The organism is Emticicia soli (assembly GCF_037860775.1).
In the GTDB taxonomy this organism is placed as follows: domain Bacteria; phylum Bacteroidota; class Bacteroidia; order Cytophagales; family Spirosomataceae; genus Emticicia; species Emticicia soli.
In genome coordinates, this window is record NZ_JBBEWC010000005.1 from 340973 (window position 1) to 363382 (window position 22410).

18 protein-coding genes and 1 riboswitch are annotated in these 22410 nt (G+C 39.6%); of the genes, 12 read left to right on the top strand and 6 right to left on the bottom strand.

The window, feature by feature from the left end; genetic code table 11:
* Positions 1–139: 139 nt before the first annotated feature.
* The 4 genes from WAE64_RS09430 to WAE64_RS09445 all read right to left on the bottom strand — a co-directional run bounded on the left by WAE64_RS09430 (position 140) and on the right by WAE64_RS09445 (position 5827).
* Positions 140–760: a YceI family protein gene (locus tag WAE64_RS09430; protein ID WP_340236110.1), complete on the bottom strand. Its 621-nt coding sequence runs from the start codon at positions 758–760 to the stop codon at positions 140–142.
* A 113-nt stretch (positions 761–873) separates the two neighbouring features.
* Entirely contained in the window at positions 874–1332 is a 459-nt protein-coding gene (locus tag WAE64_RS09435) for a MarR family winged helix-turn-helix transcriptional regulator (protein ID WP_340236111.1), read from the bottom strand.
* A gap of 104 nt (positions 1333–1436) precedes the next feature.
* Positions 1437–3176, bottom strand: a complete 1740-nt coding sequence (locus tag WAE64_RS09440; RefSeq protein WP_340236112.1) for a BamA/TamA family outer membrane protein — start codon at positions 3174–3176, stop codon at positions 1437–1439.
* Between the two features lie 308 nt (positions 3177–3484).
* The gene (locus tag WAE64_RS09445) at positions 3485–5827 is read right to left on the bottom strand and encodes a DUF11 domain-containing protein (RefSeq protein ID WP_340236113.1); all 2343 of its coding nucleotides are present in this window, start codon (positions 5825–5827) and stop codon (positions 3485–3487) included.
* A gap of 1313 nt (positions 5828–7140) precedes the next feature.
* On the opposite strand from WAE64_RS09445, the gene WAE64_RS09450 reads away from it, so the two are divergent.
* Genes WAE64_RS09450 through WAE64_RS09460 form a run of 3 tightly spaced genes read left to right on the top strand, consistent with a single transcriptional unit; the run spans position 7141 to position 9707 of the window.
* The gene (locus WAE64_RS09450) at positions 7141–7716 is read left to right on the top strand and encodes a Maf family protein (protein WP_340236114.1); all 576 of its coding nucleotides are present in this window, start codon (positions 7141–7143) and stop codon (positions 7714–7716) included.
* A gap of 5 nt (positions 7717–7721) precedes the next feature.
* Positions 7722–9452, top strand: coding sequence for an alpha-amylase family glycosyl hydrolase (locus WAE64_RS09455; protein ID WP_340236115.1), 1731 nt, complete (start codon positions 7722–7724; stop codon positions 9450–9452).
* A 12-nt stretch (positions 9453–9464) separates the two neighbouring features.
* Complete coding sequence (locus WAE64_RS09460) at positions 9465–9707, top strand: T9SS type A sorting domain-containing protein (protein ID WP_340236116.1); 243 nt, start codon at positions 9465–9467, stop codon at positions 9705–9707.
* Positions 9708–9756: 49 nt separating this feature from the next.
* On the opposite strand, the gene rho is transcribed toward WAE64_RS09460, so the two are convergent.
* Positions 9757–11490, bottom strand: a complete 1734-nt coding sequence (gene rho / locus WAE64_RS09465; RefSeq protein WP_340236117.1) for a transcription termination factor Rho — start codon at positions 11488–11490, stop codon at positions 9757–9759.
* Between the two features lie 500 nt (positions 11491–11990).
* The gene (locus WAE64_RS09470; RefSeq protein WP_340236118.1) at positions 11991–12920 is read right to left on the bottom strand and encodes a homoserine kinase; all 930 of its coding nucleotides are present in this window, start codon (positions 12918–12920) and stop codon (positions 11991–11993) included.
* A gap of 235 nt (positions 12921–13155) precedes the next feature.
* Between WAE64_RS09470 and WAE64_RS09475 the strand changes: the two genes are divergently transcribed.
* From WAE64_RS09475 to WAE64_RS09515, 9 genes are all read left to right on the top strand, one after another.
* The gene (locus WAE64_RS09475; RefSeq protein ID WP_340236119.1) at positions 13156–13692 is read left to right on the top strand and encodes an OmpA family protein; all 537 of its coding nucleotides are present in this window, start codon (positions 13156–13158) and stop codon (positions 13690–13692) included.
* A gap of 57 nt (positions 13693–13749) precedes the next feature.
* On the top strand, positions 13750–14292 hold the full coding sequence (locus tag WAE64_RS09480) for a hypothetical protein (protein ID WP_340236120.1): 543 nt from the start codon (positions 13750–13752) through the stop codon (positions 14290–14292).
* Positions 14293–14478: 186 nt separating this feature from the next.
* Positions 14479–15429 (top strand): gliding motility protein GldB-related protein, encoded by a 951-nt coding sequence (locus WAE64_RS09485; RefSeq protein ID WP_340236121.1) that lies wholly within the window; start codon positions 14479–14481, stop codon positions 15427–15429.
* A gap of 847 nt (positions 15430–16276) precedes the next feature.
* A complete protein-coding gene (gene purN, locus WAE64_RS09490) occupies positions 16277–16843 on the top strand; it encodes a phosphoribosylglycinamide formyltransferase (protein ID WP_340236122.1) in 567 nt (188 codons plus the stop codon).
* 43 nt (positions 16844–16886) lie between these two features.
* A complete protein-coding gene (gene corA / locus WAE64_RS09495; protein ID WP_340236123.1) occupies positions 16887–17831 on the top strand; it encodes a magnesium/cobalt transporter CorA in 945 nt (314 codons plus the stop codon).
* A gap of 81 nt (positions 17832–17912) precedes the next feature.
* Positions 17913–18905 (top strand): YheT family hydrolase, encoded by a 993-nt coding sequence (locus WAE64_RS09500; RefSeq protein ID WP_340236124.1) that lies wholly within the window; start codon positions 17913–17915, stop codon positions 18903–18905.
* A 33-nt stretch (positions 18906–18938) separates the two neighbouring features.
* Positions 18939–20057 (top strand): mechanosensitive ion channel family protein, encoded by a 1119-nt coding sequence (locus WAE64_RS09505; protein WP_340236125.1) that lies wholly within the window; start codon positions 18939–18941, stop codon positions 20055–20057.
* A 298-nt stretch (positions 20058–20355) separates the two neighbouring features.
* A complete protein-coding gene (locus WAE64_RS09510; RefSeq protein ID WP_340236126.1) occupies positions 20356–21108 on the top strand; it encodes an SDR family NAD(P)-dependent oxidoreductase in 753 nt (250 codons plus the stop codon).
* Positions 21109–21151: 43 nt separating this feature from the next.
* On the top strand, positions 21152–22195 hold the full coding sequence (locus WAE64_RS09515) for a CHC2 zinc finger domain-containing protein (RefSeq protein ID WP_340236127.1): 1044 nt from the start codon (positions 21152–21154) through the stop codon (positions 22193–22195).
* A 92-nt stretch (positions 22196–22287) separates the two neighbouring features.
* A riboswitch (SAM riboswitch) is annotated at positions 22288–22405 on the top strand.
* The last annotated feature ends 5 nt before the right edge of the window (positions 22406–22410 follow it).

Sequence of the window (22410 nt, forward strand, 5' to 3'; positions counted from 1 at the left end):
GAAGGCATAGCTAAAATAATGCATTTAAACGAAAGAAATAATCCTAAACAACTTCATAATAAAACTACAAACAAAAAAGCCGTAGGTGTATGCACACTTACGGCTTTTAAGAAACTTTAACTATATGTTTGGCTCAAAATTAAACACCAGCTTTAGCAGCAGCTAATTTAACTTCAACAGTAAAGTTATCGTAGATAGCTTTGTCGCCGATAGTGTCGAAGAATGATTTAGAAGCATATTTGCTACCAAATTTCGTACGGTCAACTTCAAATTTAGCCGATGCGCTAGCAGTTCCTTTTTTGTCGATGCTTACAGTTGCAGGGAAAGTAATTGCTTGTGTAACACCATTGATAGTAAGGTTACCTGCAATATCATAGTTAGTACCACCTTTAGGTGTAGCTTTTGTGATTTTAAATGTAGCTGTTGGGTATTTAGCTGCATCAAAGAAATCTGGAGCTTTTAGGTGGCCTGTCAATTTAGCATTGTATTCTGGATCTTTTACGTCTAAAACTTTAATGCTGTTGATGTCAATCGTGAAATCTCCTCCTACCAATTTGTCGCCATCAACTACAAGTGCACCATTCTGGATATTGATAGTACCATTGTGCTCTCCTGTGATTTTTTTACCTAACCAGTTGAACGAACTAGCCTTGGTATCTACTTTCAAAGTTTGTTGTGCTTTTTTTCCGTTATCAGCCATTGCTGAAACACTTACTAGACCTGCGATTGCTACTGTGAATAAACTTTTAAAAATTTTCATTGGTTTTGAAATTTGATTTAAGCAATTAAAATAAAAAATAAAATTAAAATCTTTATAATCAATAGATTAAGTAGGTTATTCTTGTGTACCTATTTAAGCCTTCGAAAAAACGATTAATTACTGCCTCGGAGCTTGTCGAGCAAATCGCTCAGGGTTTCAGCTTCATCGGGTGTCAGGTTCGAAAATGACGTTTCCCAGTTTTCTTGTAGAACATCAATTTCTCGCAACACATCAAGCCCTTTTTGAGTAATCCGTACATCACACGCTCTTCTGTCGTCTTTGTTGTCGCATCTTGTTGCAAAGTCTTTCACAAGTAATTTATCAACAAGTCGAGACGCATTCGACATCTTATCCAACATCCGGTCGATGATTCCATTCACCGTAATCGGATTTGGATATTGCCCTCTCAAGATTCGCAACACATTATATTGCTGTGCCGTTAAATCAAACGGTTTCAGAATATTCATGTGGTCGCTGTTCATCCAGTTGTTGGTAAAAAGTATATTCACTACCAACTTCTGATATGGGCTCTTAAAGGGCTTTTGTTGTTTTATGTCTTTTTCTATCGACATACTTTTTGTAAATAACTAATGAGGTTTTAAAAATACATTAACAATGTATGTTAGTACATATAATACAAGTGTCGATGAAGGATAGTTCCAAAGTTTGAAAAAAATTATCGGAGCGGAATAACACTAGGTGCCGATATATCGAAATCACGCAGGCGAAGTGGCTGAATACCATCAAAGGCAAAGCGGAAGTTTGAGCTTATATTAGGTATATTGGGGTAATAACCTACACGAATCTGAAAGGTTTTAAAGGTAAGGTTTTCGTTTCTGAATCTCATGCCCAACCCATAACCCTGATACAATTTACTGTCGAAAAGAGGTACATTGTGCAAACTAACTAAACCAAAATTGGCAAAAGTAAAATAAGCAATACGAAAACCCACAAGGCTTTTTTTGGAAAACAACACCGATTCGAACCCAATTGTAAGGCGTTTATCACCAATTAATGAATTGCTGTTTATGCCCAATATACCATCTTGCCCGCTTATGTTCAGGTAATCGAGCGGGTCTCGGTTGATACCATAAGTAAAACCAAGATTAATAAAGTGGCGGGTTTGTGCCCGGCCAAGTTTCATTAATGGGCTGAAGTAATTACTCTGTACACCAATGGTGCCCTGTTGTGCTTCTTTGCCTTTCAGGTATGTTCCGGCATGAGCCAGGTAATACAGATACCCTCTGTCGTTGGCCAGATAAGTGCCATGTGCATATTGAATACCCGAGTAGTTGCGTGCACCAAACTCTGTTTGCTCACGGCCAAATGTGAAAGAAAGCAAATTTCCGGTCGGTACGTCTTCGGTTCGTCCGAAGCCATAAACCAGAATATCTCGTTTATAAAAGCGATTCGAATAGCCCACGCTTCCCAGAATAATGGTTCGGTTCCAGTATAGTTTGTTAGTATCGGCACGTACTTCGGGGCGGGTACGGTACTCATAGCTGCTACGGCGGGCAGCCACTACAAACCTTTCGTTGGGTTCAAATCCTCGAAACTTAAATGCACGGCCATACCATATATCGGAGTAATAGTAACCAGTCTGATACACCAGTTCTTTATCTTTAACATCAATGCCGAGCCTTTTGTATTCTCTTATTTTGTAGTAGCCCAGCTCAATAGCACCGGCATTTTTGATGTCGACAGTCAGGAAAGGGCGAGATAACCTTACCGAAAACTGTTTCAGGTCTCGCTCATAAATAGCACTAAGCTGCCCTGTAATAAATGTTTTGCCTATATAAGGTACTGTGTAAATGCTTCTTCCGCCCAATTGCTGATAGGGGTCGTCTTTCCGCCAGGCTACTTTGTAGAGTAAAGAATGACCATTGCCTTGAAAATTACGCTCTTCTAGGCCAATCCTGAAATCTTTGGGGCTACCAACGCCAATATCGAAGTTAACCGACCATACATCCTGCACAATTATAAGTACATCTACCAGCCATTCGCTGCCTTTGCGCTCACTTACCAGAATACGGGCATCGTGAATGATGGGGTTAGCTCTCAGTAGGCGTTCGGTATCTTTAAAAACTTGCGGGTTAAGCTTGTCGCCTTCACGGAAAAGCAGAAAAGAGTTTCGTATTACTCTTTCGCGGGTATTATGGTGGAAATTCTTACTGGCAAATCGCTCAAAGCGGTTGCCTCTTCGGGTAGTATCGTTTACACTAGGGCCAAAAATATCAAGTTGCTGAATAGTGATTTTGCCTATAATTTTATCTTCATAAGGCGCAAACGGATTGGTTTCCAGCTTATTTATTTCGTTTTTTAATACGTTACTGTTATACACATCTCTAAACAAAAAGCCATAGATTTGCCTGCCAATCTTACTTTTGCCCATCTTCTTTTTTAATTTGGTGTACATGACACTGTCTTTGGCAGACTTGTCACTGTCAAATTTTTCGTAGTCTTGGGTTTGTCCGAATGTCAAATGTGATAGTAGTAAAAATATAATCGACCACTTATTCATGCTGAAAAGATACGATTTTTAAACAAAATCGCAACATTAATTTGCGCTTTAACATACCTGTTAACAAACGCACTTTTGTCGGATTCAGTATAGCTATAATCGAAATAACTAGCATATTGTTTTAGAAACAGGCATAAAAAAGCAGATGCCAAAATGAATTGACACCTGCTTAGATTTATTTGAACTGAAGTATAAATTTTGGGTTACTCTGATTTGACTATTGTAATCGGTACACAGACCTTCGTAGGGCAGCTCGAACAACTAGCCGGAGGATTCACCGTAGTGTTGAGTGTACAACCATTATTATCGGTTATTAACAATGTTTTGCTACCGCCAGATATTAAGCCTGCCGAAATTGGCGAACTTTGTGTGCCGTAAGTAAACGAGACACCTGTAACAGCCGACCCATTGAGGGCTACCGAATAAGAAGCTCCAATGCCACTACCACCCGATGGGTTTAAAGTAATAGTAAAGGTATCGTCTAGTGAATTGTCGGTTGTACCTGCATTGTTACAAATAGCTATTGCATTAGCCGATAATGGAGAAGGATTGGCCGTTACGATAACAGTATCGGCATTTGTACAGCCGAGGGCGTTTGTAAGCCGAACAATGTAGTTGGTAGTAAGTGTAGGAGAAACGCTGATTGAAGCAGTAGTTTCGCCTGTGTTCCATTGAAAAGTACCTGTGCCTGTTGCTGTAAGTGTAGTAGATACGCCACTACAAACTGCTACATCGGCTCCGGCACTAATGCTAGGCAATGCATTTACATTAACTACAATTGGGCAACAGTTACCGGAAGCACAACCACTTGACGACGTAAAATTAACTGTATAATCGCCGCTTAGGGTTACTACCAACGAATCGTTAGTGCCTCCTGGAATTGGCACACCGTCTCGATACCAAACGTACGATGGTGCCGATGGTGCCACTAGTATAATTGAGCTGCCCTGGCATATCTGAATCGGCACCGTAACACAGGCACTTGCTATGTGGTCTTGCAAAGAACTATTGTCGGTATCGGTTTCGTTTGATGCCGTGATTGAAGCTTGATTTATTATTACTCCGGTAGAATCGGCCGTTGCGTTAATAACGAGCGACAAACTGTTGGTTGTACCACCAAGGGCACTGCCCACATTCCAGATACCTGTTGTTTGCGAATACTGTGTTCCTGTAGGGGCTGTATGGCCAGTGTAAGTCAGCCCGGCAGGTAATAGGTCGGTTACTTTTACACCTGTGGCATTCTGAGTCGTATTATCTCGTGTAATTGTTACGGTAAAAGCTACTGCACCCCCTTGGGCAGGTCTTGAGTTGTCAACTCCTTTAGTGAGCGATAAATCGATTATGTTGTTGTCGCAGGCATCTGGCACACCATCGCCGTCAGTATCTACTGCATCAGAACCCGAACATTTGTCTAGGCAATTTGGTATGCCGTCGTTATCTGAGTCAGCTTTTACGTAGGCATAATATATGCGGTAGGTTCCTCCTAAATTTACGCCCAGGCTTCGGATAGTAATTCTGATTGCATTGAATTTCTTTGTTGTTCTGAAGCCTACCTGATAGCTATTTGTTGAACCATTGAGAACATTTGCTGTTAGCAAAGCCGAGCCTACTGAGCTTTCCTGAGATATTCCGCCATTAAAGGTTTCTATTGTTATTCCCCCAAGTAAGTCTAATCCTAAAAGCCCCGAAGTTTCTGAAATGACAAAGCCCGCAAATGTGCCTTCGTCATATATTGTGCTGGCATTAACCTGAATATAACGATCACAACCAAGGCCCAAGGTAGGTAAAGTAATAGTGGCAAAATTATTTGTACTGTCACTATCGGTTGTATTGCCTGCATTGGCTACACTGCCACCAAGGCATACACCTGACGAACCAGTAGCAGGAGCACCAGACGCATCGGTACCAACAAGGGCGTTTACACAGTCGGTTGCACATCCTGCCGGGCTTTCAAACGCTTCATAAATACGAACACTCGTTAAGGCTGCTACTGTTCCGCTGGCTATTAAGCGCACTTCGTCAAAGTCTTGCCCTGCGCCTGTTGCAAAGCTTAACACTTGTTTTCCTGTTGATGTTGCCTGTAAAACACCTAATAACAAGCCAGATGAACCCGTAGTATAATTCACGGTCTGAACAACAGTTCCGTTCCGCAATGTCTGAATGCTTAGGTTACTTAAAATAGATGCAGAAAGTAACCCACCATTGAGTAGACCTCCATTGTGCCCACCAATAACAAAACCTACTGTATTGCCGCCAGGGTAATATTGTAGTGAATCTTTAATGGCTATCAGTACGGTAGTGCTAATAGCACCTGCAGGTATTGCAGCAACACCGTAGTTATCCAGATTACCATCTGTTACGTTTGCCGCATCTGAGGTATTACAAAGAAGACATATACCGCCACCACTCAGCGATGGCAATGCATATACGCCTCTACCAACAATAGGGTCGTTACAAATTCTGTTGTTTTCAATGGTCTGTTGGCTGAATGCAAAACTGGTGCACAAAGTTAAAATTACCAGCAAAAGATTTTTTAAAGTTACCATTTCCTGTTTTTTTTTTAAATGTTAGCAAAAGATTTAGGACTTTGGATTACCAACATCAGCCTTATATGATGGGCAGCGTTGGAGTTTTGGTTTTTAATGCAAAAGTTGTTTAGAAAGCCGGGAAAAGTTTTGTAAATCGTGATTTTAGCGAACCTACATAGAAATTCCAGTAGAGGTTTTTTTGCCTCCTGGTTTTTTTGTATAATAAATTCGTAAAGGAATTGTAAAGGTCATCTCATACATACATTAAGTGTTTTCAGCAAAAGTTTTAAATGTTGGACACAACAACCGGACATAGTAATCTACCCAGCAACTTTACAGAAAAGCCTGCTGTTTCTTAAATAATAAGAAATGATAGGTTGAGTTAATGTTCATTCGTGTATCCGAACAGCAAAAGGTTCTGTTTAATTGAGTAACATCAGAAAGTGCCGAAGTAGAGTATCAACAAGCGTATCTGGCAGCCGACTATTAACTGAAAGTCTTCTGCTTCTATTTTTATCAAGAAAAACAGTGGGCGATATTTTGTTGGCATGTACATTTTACAGCAAATTCTTTACATTTTAATTGGCAAAAGTTTTTTAAATAATGTACCACAAAGCCACACATCTAATAGAATTAAGTCTTATTGTCAGATAAGAAATGAAACGAGAGATATGTTGTTGATCGGATACATTGGTTTGCAAAAGTTATTTTAAGTTCATCAAGCCCAAGCAAATGGGACGATACTAAATGATAGGATGGCAAATTCCGCTTCAAAGTATAAAGCTACCGTACTTAATTTTTAAGAAAGAGAATTAAGATTTTGGAAGTGATATATTACTTGAATGGTACATCCTACCACAAAAATTAATGATTACAATTACAACAAAGGTTATTTTAAATATTAGCAAAAATTGTCTATAAACTAAGAAACATTCTCTTTAAATTAACAATTTCAGAAGACGCAAGAGAATTTTTCAACTTAACTGAAATCAAGAAATAATTGTGCCAGTTTTTTTTATCAAAAGGTATTGTTTTATTTTAAATTGTAGTTTTTAAGTAAATTGCACCGTTAAATAATTAATGAATTGTACATTTTAGTAAAAAAAAAATATTAAATGCTTCTATGGTAAGTTGTTGATTATCAGTGTTTTTAAGTTTATTGAAGATTTTGTTGTGAAATATACCTTTCAATAATAATTTGGCACGGAAGTTGAAATGCCCAAAAATAAATAGCTCTAGCAATTCTGTGCTTATTATTTTGTCTGAAAACTTGGCCGAATGTTCGTATTTATAAGGCATATTTATTTACTTCGCATTTCAAATTTCTTGTAATGCAATTATCCAAACCCCTTATACTAGCTTCTAATTCTCCTCGCCGAAAAGAAATCATGCATAATGCAGGGTTTGAATTTTCAGTAAAAGTAATACCCACCGATGAGGCTTTTCCGGCCGATATGCCAGTAGAAGAAGTGCCGGCTTTTCTGGCCCGAAACAAAGCCGAATGTTTCAGAGAAGCCCTTAGCAACGAGATTGTTCTCTGTGCCGATACGGTGGTGGTGGTTGAAAATGAAATTATCAATAAACCAGAAGACGTTGAAGATGCCCGACGAATGCTCAGGCTTTTAAGCAACCGTGTGCATCGGGTTATTACAGGTGTGTGTATTATGACCGAGGCTGAGACTATTACTTTTGTTGATATTACGCAGGTAAGTTTCAAGGCATTGAGTGAATGGGAAATAGAATACTATATTCATAAATGCCAGCCATTTGATAAAGCAGGTAGCTATGGTGTACAAGATTTTATAGGCATGATAGGTATCGATAAAATAGAGGGTTCGTTTTATACGGTCATGGGTCTGCCGATTCATAGGGTATATCTGGCACTCGAAAAATATTTGCTTCGCTAAACCTGATGATTGAATATTTAAACCACAATAGCGTAAAACTCAGGTTTAAAGCTCCTTATAAAAAAACAGTGCACCTAGTAGGCGAGTTTAACAACTGGCAGGTATTGGCCGATTATGAAATGCAGAAAGAAGCCGACGGCGAAACTTTTAGTATCATAATTGAGTATCTTGAGCCAAAAAGAGAATATGCCTACCAATTTTTGATTGACAAGAAAATAGCCGTTGCCGACCCTTATACGGAAAAGATTCTCGATCCACAGTTTGATTCTCAGATTTCTGAAAATACCTATCCTAATCTACGGAAATATCCTGCCGGAAATCCGTTCAAAGGTAGTGTGTCTGTTTTGCAAACTGCACAAGTGCCTTACGAATGGCAATGCCGGCATTTCATAGCCCCAGCTAAAGAAGAACTAGTTATTTATGAGCTTCTCATCAGAGATTTTGTGGAGTCACGTAAGTACCGTGATATTGTCAGTTTTATTCCATACTTTAAGAAACTAGGTATTAACGCCATTGAACTGCTGCCTGTACAAGAATTTACAGCCAACGACTCATGGGGTTATAACCCGACTTTCTACTTTGCGGCCGACAAGGCTTATGGCACAAAAGACGATTTAAAATACCTGATTGATAAATGCCACGAAAACGGCATTGCCGTGATACTTGATGTGGTATTCAACCACGCCGATAAGAAATTTTCTTACTACAAAGCCTATAAAGAACACAAGAGCAGCGATGGCGAGCATCCTTTCTTTAACGAAAAGGCTACGCACCCTTATTCTGTCTTTTTTGATTTCAATCATGAGAGTATTTATACGCAAACCTTTTTTGACGATGTATGTAGCTTCTGGCTTAACGAATATAAGATAGACGGTTTCAGATTTGATTTAACCAAAGGCTTTACACAGGTGCAGTCGTATCCCGATGTATTGAAGTGGTCAAGCTATGATGCCAGTCGGGTAAAACTGTTGAAACGCCTTTATGACAAAATCAGGCAGTATAACCAAAACTGCTACCTTATACTAGAGCATCTGGCGGCTAATGATGAAGAAACCGAGTTGGCCGATTATGGATTTTTGCTTTGGGGGCATCTGAATCATCAATTCAGAAATCTGTTAAAGGGTAAAAATGACAGTATCTCATGGCTTAGCCATAAAACCAGAGGCTGGCAACACCCACACCTAATAGGCTACATGGAAAGCCACGACGAAGAAAGGCTGATTTATGATGCCAAACAAAAACTGAAAGATGTATCAATAGCCTTGGCAAGAGCAAGGGCTGCTGCCGTATTATTTTTTGCCTACCCTGGCCCAAAAATGTTCTGGCAGTTTGGTGAGTTTGGCTATGATATTTCTATTGATTATAACAGCCGCACTGGTATAAAGCCTATTAAATGGGACTACCTGAAAGACACCGAGCGACAAGCTCTGTTTGAAGTTTATGCACAAATGATTCATTTGAGAAAAAATATTGTTGCCTTTAGAGAGGGTGAGTTTATTGAGGTATCAGAGAGCCTTGTTAAGAAAATTAATATTAATCATCGTGAACTATGTGTCAGAATTATGGCCAACTTTAATCTGAAAGAGGTAGAGGTGAAAAGTAACCTTGAAGCAGGAGAGTGGTATGATTTTTTTAATGAAACAACATGGCATATCTCCGAAAAAAATAAGAGAATAAAGCTCAAAGCAGGCGAATACTACCTGTTTACCTCTACCAGAGTAGAGAAGTACTTTTAAACCAACAGAAAAATGAGAAAAGACGAACTAGTAATATTTTATAACGAACCCGACGAAAAAGTGTATGTAAAAGTGCCACCCGGTTTAGAAACACATTACCAGTTATCTAACCTGGCCGGGAAAATTCTGCAGGAAGAAGTACATACAAAAGCCCTGCACGATTTTGATCTGGCAGGGCTTCCGGAAGGTATATATTTTGTGATAGTAAATCAGGACGATGTTATTCGATCTAAGAAAATCATTAAAAACGCCTGAAAACCGTGTGTGTTGATTTTTAAGAAACCAACGCACACGGCTCCTGATTTTATCGGTTCATTGTCAATAAGAATTCTTCGTTGGTACGAGTACCTTTCATTTTGTCTAACAAAAACTCCATTGTTTCCATTGGGTTCATATCAGCCATGTACTTACGTAGCAACCATACTTTCTGAAGTGTATCTTTATCCATCAACAAGTCTTCACGACGAGTACCCGAAGCCAGAATATCAATAGCCGGATACACACGTTTGTTAGATAGTTTACGGTCAAGCTGTAACTCCATGTTACCTGTACCTTTAAACTCTTCAAAAATTACCTCGTCCATTTTTGAACCTGTGTCAATCAGTGCTGTTGCAATAATGGTAAGCGAGCCACCATTTTCAACATTACGGGCAGCACCAAAGAAGCGCTTAGGTTTGTGCAAAGCATTGGCATCAACACCACCCGAAAGGATTTTACCTGACGACGGGATAACAGTATTGTAAGCACGAGCCAGACGCGTGATAGAGTCAAGAAGAATAACCACATCGTGCCCACATTCTACCAGACGTTTGGCTTTTTCAAGCACTAAGTTTGATACTTTTACGTGGCGGTCGGCGGTTTCATCAAATGTCGACGAAATCACCTCTGCTCTTACGCTGCGTTGCATATCAGTTACCTCTTCCGGGCGCTCGTCAATCAACAAGATAATCAAGTAGATTTCAGGATGATTACGGGTAATGGCATTGGCAATTTCTTTCAGCAATACAGTTTTACCTGTTTTTGGCTGTGCCACAATCATACCACGTTGCCCTTTACCGATTGGCGCAAACAGGTCTAATACACGTGTTGAGTAAATATCAGGCTTACTGCTTAGTTTGATGTGTTCTTCAGGGAATAAAGGCGTAAGGTATTCAAACGGGATACGGTCACGGATTTCTTCTGTGGTTTTACCATTTACCGAAAGCACTTTTAGTAGAGCAAAATATTTCTCACCTTCTTTTGGTGGGCGAATGGCGCCTTTTACGGTATCTCCCGTTTTAAGACCAAACAATTTTATTTGTGACGGCGATACATAAATATCGTCGGGGCTGGCCAGATAGTTATAGTCGGCTGAACGAAGAAAACCATAGCCACCCTCTTGCATTATTTCAAGCACACCTTCGTTTTCAATCAAGCCATCAAATTCCTTAATCAGGTTATTGAATTGCTTTTTGATAACCTTGGTGTAGTCGTCTACAAATCTTTTATCTTCTTTTGGTTCGGCAATATCCGGCACTATATCGTCTGTCAGGCCTTCATATTCGCTCATTTCGGCATCAATCTGCGACAGGTCAAAGTCTTCGGCTTCTTCTAAATTTAATAGAGGTTCTAAATCCGGGTCATGAAGAATGTCAGTATCAGAAGGAAGAGTGTCGTTTGATGGAGCTTGAGGAAGTTCTTCAAAAGTATCTTGTGTAGCAGGTTTATCAAAAGGTTTTTTGCCACCAACCTTTTTTATTGGTTCTTTTGAAAGTGCACTTGTCTCTGCTGGTTTGGTATCTCCCTGTTTTGGCAATCTTGTACGGTTTTTAGGGGCTTTATTACTATTATTAAATAATGGTACTTCAAATTCTGTATTCGACGATACGTCGCCTACTTCTTTTGGCATATTAAAAGTTGATTTATTGGCTTGATGCTCCAAAATCTTTTCAATGAGCTCATTTTTTGAGGCATTGCGGACGTCTTTTACGCCCAGTTCAATACAAATTTTTCTTAACTCTGATAGAAGTTTCAGATTCAGTTCTTCTGATGTATACATACGTGAGAATTAACGAGTACGTTTTTATACGACGGTTAGCGGTTATTATCGATGCTGAAAAAAAGAAAAGGACATTATAAGTTTGTGAACAGTTGAAGCAAATTACAAGCAGTATGCGAAAACTATTGGTTATAAGTATTTTACTTTAACTGGAGCTTGTTTAATTATACCTTATACTAAATTTACATTTTTAGGAAATATCCCGGGATAAGAAATTAGCAAGCAATTTTTATGGATTGTAATTTCAGAAACAATTAGACTGAGTTCAAAGAAGGTAATTTCTTAATACAGAAAGCCTATTGAAGTTTTACTCGGATTTGAATGCAATTATATAACGTTTATTTTGATTTGTCAATATATTTACTGAAATATTTTTTTTTCAAATATTTCAGAATTTGAAGCAGAAACGCATTCTGACAAATAAATAAATTATATTTCAACACCTGACGTACTGATAACGAATCACTGCCCCAATAAAGTTCAAAACCCTAAAAAGATTTTTAGCCGATTACTTTTGGCCCTTGGCTATTCACACCCGAAACATAGGCATTACAGTGAATAGAGGCTTTTTCGAAGGCCGATTTCATAGCAAAGGCTACTTTTTCGGCAGTTTCACGGCCTCTGCTGAATGCAAATACAGATGGCCCTGCACCTGATATACTACACCCCAACGCACCTGCTTCAAGGGCCGCATGTTTTACCTCCCAGAACTCAGGAATCAGAATAGCTCTTACGGGCTCAATAATAAAGTCAACCATCGAGCGTGCAATCAAATCATAATCAGACTGCATCAGGCCGGCTATCATACCTGCCACATTCCCCATTTGTGCAATGGTGTTTTTCATAGATACCTCGTTGCGTAATATATAGCGGGCATCTTTTGTGTTTACCTCAATATCAGGGTGAACAATCGTAACAAATAATTCGGAAGGGGTAGGTACATTAAAGATATCAAGCGGATTATAACTTCTGATAACCACAAAACCACCCATTAGTGCCGGAGCAACGTTATCGGCATGTGCCGACCCACAGGCTATACGTTCGCCTTCCATCGAGAAAGGTAACAGGGCTTGTGTGCTTACAGGTTTACCCAACATTTCGTTGGCTGCAAATACCCCTGCAACCGAGCTGGCCGAGCTACTACCCAAACCACTGCCAAGTGGCATTTTCTTATGAAGCTCTATATCAAAGCCTTGCTCTATGCCATTCTTTTTAAGATAGGCTATTATCGGAACCGAAACCGCATTTTTACTGGCATCAAGGGTGAGTTTTCCTTCGTCACCGCTTATCTTTGTAATTACAATCTGCTTGTCGTTACGTTTTGTTAAGATAACCTCGTCGCCGGGAGCATCTACAGCAAAACCGAAAATATCGAAACCACAGGCAACATTGGCAACAGTAGCAGGAGCAAAAACTTTAATTGATTCCATTAAGTTAAATAAAAATGAGGTTCTTTGGTTAGCCCAAAATTAATCTTTTTGGTCGATTTTCAGAAATTATTTTATTATCTCTGTGCGGCAGGTGGCCAAATTTTTAAGCAAACATTCATTTTCTGTTAAATTTATAAAGAAAACATATATACATTATGGTCATTAAGTTACTTTTTGTTACATTTCCTGTCCCAAATCTATTGATTAGCATATATCTTTAAACCCAAAAACTGAAATGAACAGATTCTTGATTTTAGTATTGATTCTGTTATGGTCTCTGGCATATAGTTGGTTCTGGAATTGCAATCGCCGACCCTATTGTTTTAGCGGTACTGCCGTGTCGCTTGATACGCACCCTGTAACAGATAGCACCACAATTACCCCACCAGCAGTTGTTGATACAGTTCAACTTACGGTTGAAGAGCAGATTCTTTTCACGCCGCTTGATGTGTATTTTGTATCGGGGCAGTCAGGAATTTTACATACAGCCGCTGTTGATACTTTTCTTGTAACAGCTAAAAGGTACTTGGCCAAATATCCTGAAAAACAATTGTTGATTACTGGCCACACCGATAACGATGGGCCAGACGAAAAAAATCAGACGTTGTCAGAAGTGCGTGCCGATAAGGTAAAAAGTTTACTTGTTACCGAGGGTATCAAGGCAAATCAGATGAGCACCGAGGGGAAGGGAGAAAAAGAACCAATTGCCTCTAACGATACCAACGAAGGCAAAGCCAAAAACCGCCGGGCAACTATCAGGCTCAAAAAATAAAGCCTTGGTGCCAGCCGAACCAAAACTAATGTCTTACTATTTAATGATATTTATATAATGGAAAATCTACAATGTTTATTCGATAATTTCCCTTGGGATATATTTCTTTTCTGGCTTTTACCTTTGTTGTTGTTGGCGTTTTTGCTTTGGTGGTTTATGAATAATAAAATAAAAGCCCTCGAGACCCACAAGGCAGAGCTGCACGATAGAATAAAATATCTGGAAAGTGAGTTGGATGCTTGCCGCAAAACACGCATTTCGGTAGCCGTTGATACAAGCACCACTACTGCCGCTGCAGGTGTAGTAGCCGGAATTGCTGTTGCACCAACGCCTGTGGCACCTACCGCAAAAGACGACCTCAAGATTGTAGAAGGCATTGGGCCAAAAATTGAAGAATTGTTCAATAAAGCGGGTATTTATACCTTTGCACAGTTGGCCGATACGCCAGCCAGCCGAATGAAAGAGATATTGGATAAAGCCGGTAGCCGATTCCAGATTCATGACCCTACAACCTGGGCCGACCAAGCAGCCCTAGCACGTGATGGAAAATGGGACGAACTCAAAAAATGGCAAGACGAACTTTATAAAGGGAAACTGTAATATCAATTATATTTATACATTGCCTCTTTCTTATGTATCAAGGAAGAGGCTTTTTGTTTTATCGGGTAAAGATTCTACTTTGAATATTTAAAAGGTGTTCTTGATGATACTACAAATTTTGGGTTTCTGCTCAATAACAATGATTGTCAGGTGTAACCTTTATTGACGATAGTGCATCTCATAGATATGAAAGCAATTCTTTTTATATCTTCCTTGCTATTGCACTGTGCAACTGCCTTCGGACAAAGTGTTGTTGTAGAAACCACTGATGTAAACAACTTCTGGATAGCATTTGATAGCTTAAAAGCTGAAACAGACGTTAATAGACATGAGCAAATTATCAGAAGACATTATTTCGAGAAAGCCACACCCGGATTATCCGAATTTATTAAACTAAGAGCCTGGACACCTCACAGATTTGTAGAAACTATAGCGAAGCACCCGACATTCTGGCAAACGGTGCGCCATAAAACACTAGGGGTAAATAATAACCTGCCACAGATTCGCCAGCTTTTTAAGCAATACAAAAAAATATATAAAAACTTTGCCCCGCCTGAAATCTACTTTGTGATGGGCTATATTGAAACCGGAGGTACAACTACTCAGAAACAGGTCTTAATTGGCACAGAAATAGCCGCTGCCGACAGCACAGTAAATACTGAAGGACTCCATCCTTTAGTACAAAGTTTTATAAGTTCTAATAAAGGAGCGTTTTCAATTGTTGCCCATGAACTTACACATACGCAGCAAAAAGGAGGTGATTTAGGCGGGAAGCGTAATACCAATTTATTAGGACTTTGCCTGGCTGAGGGTAGTTGTGAATTTATTGCCGAACTACTTTTGAAGCAAAATATCGATAGGCCTTATATGGCATACGGCAAAGTCCACGAGAAGGAATTATGGGACAAATTTAAGGGTGAGATGCACGAAAAAAATACTGCCGATTGGTTATATAATGGTGGGTATAAAAAAGAAGGAGATGCTGATTTAGGCTATTATATAGGTTATACTATTTGTAAAGCCTATTATGAGCAGGCACGAAACAAGAAAAAAGCAATCAGACAGATAATAGAACTTGAATACGAAAACACAGCTATGCTCGACTCTTTTCTGAAAAAATCTCGTCTGTTACTGTAAATTAATCACAGAAAAACTGCCAATAAGAAAAAGCTATACTCCCTTTACTACTATGTCTGCAAATACTATCATTGTTGATTGCCTGTGCCTTTGTATGAATTTTTAACCCCTTATTCGCATTTACAATAATTATTACAAACCCCATTCGAACCATTCGAACTTCTCTAACAGTGTTCGAATGGTTCGAGCGGTTCGATATATCAAAGTAGATATTCTATCTATTATACTATATTTATTTGTATAGAATTGAAATATTAAATATTTATAAAAAATATAGTTCTCGTAGAGCCGTATTGCAATACGGCTCAAGGGCTTACCTAACTTTTTGAGCGAAATGTATGCAAAATTCTAGATGTTTCCGAGGTTTTACGTCAATTTACAGTTGAAAACAAATTCTACGACAGGAGCCGTATTGCAATACGGCTCTACGAAAAATGCAATTTCAATGGGCTTTTTGTTGAGTTCTAAGAATGAAATAAAGAACTATATATAATAATTATTAAATACCCAATTCGAACCGCTCGAACTTCTAGAACAGTGTTCGAATAGTTCGAGTAGTTCGAGTCTCTGAACTTTACTATTTATATAATTTATTTATTACAAACCCAAATCGAACTGCTCGAACTTCTCTAACAGTGTTCGAATGGTTCGAGTAGTTCGAGGGTTTAGGGTTTATAAATTATCATAAACTTATCAACCGGATGGCTTTTTATCTGCTAAAAATTTAAATCTTTAAAAAAAAATTCCGTGATTCGCAGTCTGTAAGCCGTGTTGCTCATTTGCTTTTGCCGATGGGTTAAATATGTTGAATAAGTGGCATCTTATGCCAGAAATTATTATTAGAAAGATGAAACGAATTGCCATTTTTGCTTCGGGGTCGGGGAGTAATGCCGAAAAAATCATTAATTATTTTCAAGACAATGAATTGGTGCAGGTAGATTTATTATTCACCAACAACCCACAGGCAGGCATCATAGAGCGAGGCCGCAGGCTCGGTGTTCCGACTATTATATTTGATAAGAAATCATTTGCTAAAACTGATAAGATTGTTGAAATACTCAAAAAACAAGAAATCGACTGGGTTATTCTTGCAGGTTTTTTATGGTTAATTCCGGCAAATCTCGTTAAAGCGTATCCCAACAAAATTATCAATATTCACCCTGCGCTGTTGCCTAAATATGGTGGCAAGGGTATGTGGGGGCATTTTGTGCATGAAGCCGTGCACGCCAACAAAGACACTGAGTCGGGCATCACAATCCATTATGTGAACGAGCATTACGACGAAGGTGAAGTGATATTTCAGGCAAAATGCGACATTGAAGAAGGCGATTCGCCAGAAGATATTGCCGCCAAAGTGCAAGTGCTTGAGCACAAGCATTTTCCGGAAGTGATAGAAAAACTGATTTTAGGCTAAGAGTAGGTTTAGCATAAACACACTCTACAAACCACATTGACTTATGGTACGTGTTTTTTATAAAGAAGGCAAGCAAGTCAAGAAAGAAACAGATGTACGTGAAATTGGGCATCTCAGAAACCTGATGTGGGTCGATTTACAGTCGGCATCAGCAGATGAAGAAGAATGGATTGAAGCCAAGTGCGACATTAGTTTTCAGACACCCCAAGAGATTGTAGAGATTGAAAGCAGTGCCCGTTATTTTGAGCAAAACAACACCATCAATGCCAACTCAAACTTCCTGAAAAGTGATAGCGAGGGCTATCAGTTCTATCCGGTGTCTTTCATGATTCGGGATAATGTGCTGTTTACTTACCGTCAGGGAGATTCACGGAGTTTTGCCGATACGGTCAAAAAAATCAAGATAGGAGAAGAGGTGTTTAAAGATGGCGTAGATATTCTGCTGCTACTGCTCGAAACCCGTATTGAGTCAGATGCTGATTTGCTTGAGGCTATGACCAAAGACGTAAAAACCATGAGCCGTGCTCTAAGCCGTGAAAAGAAACCTAAACAGGCATCACTCCTTAAAATCAACGATTTGCAAGAAAATACCATGTTGATTCGTGAAAGTATCATCGATAAACAAAGGGTATTGTCGCAGATTCTCCGCAGCTCGTATTTCCCCGAAGACCGCAAAGAACGCCTGCGTATTGTATTAAAAGATATTAATTCCCTGCTCGAATACACCACATTCAACTTTGAGCGTTTAGAGTATTTGCAAGATACCTTTATGGGTCTTATTAATCTTGAGCAGAACGAAATCATAAAGATATTTACGGTTGTAACCATCATTTTTCTGCCCCCAACGCTTATTGCAGGTATCTTTGGTATGAATTATCAGGTTATCCCCTCATTAGACCACCCCTTTGGGTTCTGGATAGCCATCGCTCTTATGGTTTGTTCATCACTTTCATTCTTATTTTTCTTTAAACAAAAGAAATGGATTTGATAAAAATGCTGTTATATATACAATAGGTTCTGTCGGTTTTTAACCGGCATTGCCCAACAAAATAATTCATTCTGTTAGCTTATGCCAGTTTTACCAGTCAATACCGATTACCGTCCTCCCAGATGGCAGTTTAATGCACATATTCAAACCATTTACCCGAGTCTGTTTCGCAAAATTCCGGTTAATTACAAACGTGAGCGAGTAGAGCTCGACGATACCGATTTTCTGGATTTAGACTGGTCGTTTGCAGCCGATAAGCCTGCTAAAAAACTGCTTATTGTTACACATGGCCTTGAAGGAGACTCAACCCGCCACTATGTAACGGGAATGATAAAGAAGTTTAACGATAATGGTTACGATGGCCTGGGCTGGAACTGCCGCAGTTGCAGCGGAGAGATGAATCGCCTGCCAAGGTTTTATCATCATGGCGATGTTGACGATATTCGTTTTGTGGTAGAATACGCCATCAAAAAATACCAATACGAAGAGGTGATTCTGGTGGGCTTTAGCATGGGTGGCAGTATGACTTTACGATTGATGGGAGATGAGCCGCAAAGACTACCTGAGGCAGTAAAATGTGGTATTGCGGTATCGGTACCGCTTGATTTGTTCACCTCTGTATATGAGTTATACAAGCCGGGCCGACGTTTCTACATGAAACGCTTTATTGACAAGCTAGGTAAAAAAATAAGGCTAAAAGCTACACAGCATCCGGGTAATCCTTTGCTTAATCATGATGGCTATGAGCTTATAAAAAACTTTGAAGAGTTTGATAACCGCTATACAGCCAAAATGTATGGTTTTGAAAACGCACATGATTTTTACCGAAAAGCAGGTGCAAAGCCTTACCTTAAAAATATCAATAAACCTACCTTAATAATACAGGCAAAGAACGACCCTTTTCTATCGCCCGAATGCCTTGACCTCGGCGAGGCCGAACATAACAAACACTTGCTTCTGCAATTGCTTGATTTTGGTGGACACGTGGGCTTTATGCTACCCGACACCAACGAAACATGGGTTGAAAGAAGAGTAATTGATTTTGTTACAAACGATAGTATCAGTTTTGTATAGGGCCTTGCCAAAAGGCTCCCAAATTTGTTTTGAATGGATAAATTTCTTAATACTAATTTCTTATATAATACTGTAGAAGACTGGCTCTGGTTTCTCGGGATACTTATTGTTGGTTTTTTATTTAAGCGTATCATTTCGGTAATTGTCAGCAAAATTGTTTACCGATTAATGAAGAAAGAGACCAAAGGTGTGCCTCTTGCCGACTTTGTAAATCTTCTGCGCAGCCCCCTTGAGTTTCTGCTTGCCTTATTTATTATTTATGCAGCACTCAACGAAATAATTTTTCCACGTAAATGGCGTATCATCCCACTAGGCAAAATGCGTGTCGCCGATTTCATCGACCGCACGCTCGATATGCTTTTCGTGGTGGGTATCACATGGCTTATTATCAGGCTGATTCGCTTTTTTGCCTTGGTATATCTGAAACGAGCCGACGAAACAGAATCGAACAAAGAACGGCAGCTTGTACCTTTTTTCCGTGATATTATTATTGTAATTATAGCCTTTGTGTCGTTTTTTCTTACGTTAGGCTTTGTATTCAAGCAAGATGTTGTCAGCCTTATTACTGGTCTGGGTATTGGTGGGGTTGCTTTAGCTTTGGCTGCACGAGCCACACTCGAAAACCTTTTTGCATCTTTTACGCTTTTTACAGAACAACCTTTTATTGTAGGCGACGACATAGAGCTAGGCACAACGGTTGGTAAAATAGAAAAGGTGGGTTTCAGAAGCACACGTATCCGCAATGTTGACGGTAGCTTGGTAGTTGTGCCCAATCAGGTATTGGTTTCGCAATCGCTCAACAATATTTCGGAGCGCATGGAGCGCAGGCACAAATTTTTTATCCGTTTAAAACTAGAAACATCTATTCAGCAGATAAAAAAGGTGATAGACGAAGTTCAGACGGTGCTCGATAACCATGAGTCAATCAGTACAGGGCCACATGTAAAACTAGACACCATCGGCGAATACTCAATCAATATACTAGTAGTATTTATGGCTGCAACGCCTGACTACTGGCTTAGTAAGAGTATCAGAGAAGAGGTAAACGTGGCTATTCTGAATATATTAGAAAAAAATGCAGTAGAGCTTTCTCGCCCTGCAACAACCTTATTCAGCGTAACTGACGAGAAAAATATAGATAATGATTATTGATTTTCACCGAGTGATTAGGATTTAAATATTTTGCGAAATACTAGAAAAAACACAAATCTTGTAGAGACGTATTGCAATACGTCTCCTGTCGTAGAACCTGTTTTTTTTACAAATTGGCTCGATTTTTTAGTATTTTGCCCGTAATTGGTTTAAGAAGTTAGATATACCTCTGAGCCGTATTGCAATACGGCTCTACGTAAAATACAATTTTTTTAGGAATGCTTATTTCTTTAATCCTAATAGTTCGCTTATACTCAAATAATCAACAATCAATCATTCACATAAACTTAAATAAATTATGTCACGCATAGCACTTATCACAGGCGCAAGTTCGGGTATTGGCAAAGCTACAGCTACAGCTTTTGCCAACAATGGTATTAATTTAATTTTATGTGGCCGCAGACAAGAGCGCCTCGATAGCCTGCAAGAGCATCTATCAAAAAAAGTACAGGTTACGACCTTGAAATTTGATGTAAGCAACAAAGTAGAGGTAACTAATGCCATTAACTCCTTAACCGACGAATGGAAAAGCATAGATATTCTGGTTAACAATGCGGGTAATGCACATGGTTTGTCGGCCATTCAGGATGGAGACGTTGACGATTGGGATACAATGATTGATAGCAACGTACAAGGGCTACTTTATGTATCGAAGTCGATAATTCCGGGAATGGTAGAGCGTGCGAAAGGACATATTGTAAACCTGAGCTCGGTAGCCGGAAAATACACTTATGCCAATGGTGCAGTTTATTGCGCATCAAAAGCAGCCGTTGAAGCACTAAGCGAGGGTATGAGACTAGACTTGACGCAACACGGCATTAAAATAACCAATATTGCGCCGGGAGCAGTAGAAACCGAGTTCTCATTGGTTCGTTTTAAAGGAGACGAAAAACGTGCGGCAAAAGTATATGAGGGCTTTGAGCCTCTACAACCTGAAGACGTAGCCGATGCAATTCTCTATGCCGTAAATACGCCACCAAGAGTTACTATTGCAGATATTGTATTGTATGCAGGTGCACAGTCGGCGCCAACTGTAATTCATCGGAAATAAAAGATTATTCTAAGCCAAAACTTACATTCGGAATAGAGATAATATGAATGACCTGTTACAGCGGGTGAAAGAAATAGACATCAGGCAGGTAGCCCGAGACCTCGGGTTTGAATTGATTCAAACCCGACGAATGCTGTGCCCGTTTCATGTAGAAGATACGCCATCGTTGGTGTTTTATCCGCCACCACAAAATGAGTTTCATTGTTTTGGGTGTGGCAAGCGTGGTGATGTAATTAATTTGTATGCCGATGTATGCAAGATAGATTTTAAAACTGCGCTCGAAGAACTTGGCAACAGATACATACCGGGTTATGATGGGCATGGCTCAAACAAAACCCGAAAGATTGATGTAAAGAGTATCTACACACAAAAGCCGGTTGAGGAAAAGCCTTTTGTATTTCAGGAGCAGTTCAGCCGTATTTATGAAGATTTTCAGCAGTTTTGCTTAAACCTGCCTGCAACAGAATCGACACGCAAAGCGGCTGAATACCTGCGAGGAAGAGGCATTGACGACTGGACAATCCGCCATTTCAGGCTTTTTGTAATTAAGAATTACGGCTTGGCTAATGATTACCTCAAAGAAAAATACAGCACGCCAGAGCTGATAGCGAGTGGAATCATGAACGAGCGAGGTAATCTGGTGTTTTTTAAGCATCCTATCATTATTCCATATTATCAGAACGGGCGAATTACCTATCTGCAAGGCAGAACCATCGGCGACCCTCCCGAAGGTACAAACAAATACCAGTTCTTGACGGGCATTCCCCGTACTATTTTCAATATCGATTCGCTTAAAAACCAACGAGGCAATGTAGAGGTGTATATTACCGAAGGTGCATTCGATTGCATGACACTCGTGAAGCAGGGCATGATAGCCGTAAGCCTTGGTAGTGCCAAGACCTTCAAGAAAGAATGGATAAAGCATTTCAAGAAATTTAATGTCTGGATTTGGTTCGATAACGATACCGCCGGGCAAGCAGGCGCAAGAGACCTGATAGAAATACTACACTTAAATGGTATATACGTAGGTATGAAATACCTGCCAAGCGGTATCAAAGATATTAACGAGTACTTTCAGCAGCGTTAATAAAAAAGACCCAAAATCTTGTTTTCTACAGATTCAAGTTCCATATTTGCATCATCAATTCAAAAAGATACTTTCCCGTAGCTAAATGGATTGATTTATACAGACGAGAGGAGAGAATAGGCTCTATGAATCTCGGGCAACCTGTCCCGCTACTTGCGATAAGGTGCCAAAACCTACCGAAAGGGTTAACACCATTCGGACTTATAAACCAATCA